Source organism: Piscirickettsia salmonis LF-89 = ATCC VR-1361, from assembly GCF_000297215.2.
Classification (GTDB): Bacteria; Pseudomonadota; Gammaproteobacteria; order Piscirickettsiales; family Piscirickettsiaceae; genus Piscirickettsia; species Piscirickettsia salmonis.
Window position 1 is genome coordinate 1 of the sequence record NZ_AMFF02000120.1, and the last position, 1,800, is coordinate 1,800.

Genomic DNA, 1,800 nt, shown 5'->3' on the forward strand with positions numbered 1-1,800 from the left:
ATTTTTCGCAACAGTGCCGACGAATCAAGCTTCGGGGAATCAGACCCTCAGAGATTGAGCGTGAATAAAAAATATTTTTAATTTGGTTTAATTTTTTTCTGAGAATGAGTGATACTATTAGTAAGTTTTTAAGATTGAGGGCTGTTTATGCCTGTTATAACGATAGCTTGTAGCAAGGGAGGTGTTGGTAAAAGCACAATTGCTACCTCTTTGGTTGTGTCATTAACGCAAGCGGGGTTTAAAGTCGCTCTTTTAGACTCAGATCCGCAATTTAGTGCAAGCTTGTGGGCTGATACTAGGTTAGATGATGAAAGTTTACCCCAGATAAAACATGTTCAGAAAATCGGAAAAATTAAGCATGAAGCTGTAGCTTTATCAAAGCAATATGATTATGTAGTTGTTGATACTGGCGGACATGATAGTACAGAGATGCGTCAATCTTTAGTTGTTGCTGATTTAGCAATTATACCTATGCGTCAATCTCAGTATGATCTCGATGTAATTGAAGGAATGACAGAGATAATTGATGACGCTCAGTCTATAGGTAATGACAAGCTTAAAACTGTTTATATTTTAAATATGGTAAACCCTAACAGTAAGAGCAAAAAAGCAGAGGAGCTTATAGAGGCTTTAAGTGACGATGAAAACATAGATTTGTATAGTGGTTGCCTTTATTCTCGGGATGCTTATGTAGAAAGCTCAAGCACAGGGCGAGGAATTACTGAGTTAAAAGACAGAAAAGGAAAAGCTGAGTTTGTTGCATTTACTGACTATATAATTAATTTATTTAAAGGCAAGAAAAATGGCCGTAGTAAGAAAACGAAACAAAAAGAAAAAGCCAAAGCTTAAGGGCGAGCAGGATTTTGTTGAGGCTACAGTTTTTAGTCGTGAACTGTGGGCAGCAACAAATGAGATTAAGATAGCAGATATTAAAATTGATCGAAATATTAAAGATGATAAAGCTATCAAAAGCCTTGCATCTAGCATGGAAGGTAAGAGACAAATCAATGCATGCATTGTTAGGGAGTCTAGTGACGGAGGTTATGAGTTAATTTCTGGAGAGTGTCGCTATGAAGCTGCAAAAATTAATCAAGAGCCTCTTTTAGTTAGAGTGGTTGAGTGCTCTGATGAAGAAGCCGCACAAATAATTATTGCAGAAAATGAGCAAAGAGTTGACTTGTGTGATTATGATAAAGCGTTAACTTATGTTGAATATATGAAAATGTTTAACATTAAGAGCATTAGAGATTTTTCAAAGCAGTTCAAAGTAAGCAAGACTCAGGTTGGTCGGTTACTTCAAGTTGATAGCATTCCTGACAGTGTTAGGGAAGTGTTGCCTATGGAGATACTGGGCGCTTCTCAAATTGAAGAATTAGCGAAAAGAACGAAGAACAGTAACCCCCAGAGTGATTGCTATGAGGAGGGTATTATTTCTTTGTCTCACAAGTTGTCCCGAGTCGGGACAAGAAGTGGTTCAGGTTTGCTGTCCCGAGTCGGGACAGAGGAAAGTAAAGGCGACTTTCTTGACTGGAAGACTTTTATTGCAAAAGTAGACCGTAAGGTTAATCCTCCAGAAAAGCCGCCTCAGAAGAAGATTGAACGCTATGTCTTCAGCTCTGAAAAAGCTAATCTGAGATACACAGATAGCGGTTTTATAGTTAAATCTGAAAAGCTCACACGAAAGCAAAAAGAACAAATACAAGAAGCGTTAGACGCGATTTTATAATGTAGGCCCAGAGGGGCACTGTTGCGAAAAATTTAGATTTGAGTAGGGTGTAGTAATCAACGGAAGTTAAGAGT

2 protein-coding genes are annotated in these 1,800 nt (G+C 37.9%); both read left to right on the top strand.

Translation table 11 applies throughout. The features are described from left to right. The first annotated feature begins 147 nt into the window (after positions 1 to 147). Entirely contained in the window at positions 148 to 849 is a 702-nt protein-coding gene (locus C200_RS11630; protein ID WP_016212122.1) for a ParA family protein, read from the top strand. After that, positions 803 to 1,726 carry a ParB/RepB/Spo0J family partition protein gene (locus tag C200_RS11635; RefSeq protein ID WP_016212121.1) on the top strand — a complete coding sequence of 308 codons (924 nt, stop codon included), beginning with the start codon at positions 803 to 805 and terminating at the stop codon, positions 1,724 to 1,726. The genes C200_RS11630 and C200_RS11635 overlap by 47 nt, the downstream gene beginning before the upstream one ends. The last annotated feature ends 74 nt before the right edge of the window (positions 1,727 to 1,800 follow it).

What these genes read in the sequence shown, in the direction of transcription:
- C200_RS11635 (WP_016212121.1), top strand. Translation starts at nt 803, where the DNA reads ATGGCCGTAGTAAGAAAACGAAACAAAAAGAAAAAGCCAAAGCTTAAG.
- C200_RS11630 (WP_016212122.1), top strand. Translation starts at nt 148, where the DNA reads ATGCCTGTTATAACGATAGCTTGTAGCAAGGGAGGTGTTGGTAAAAGC.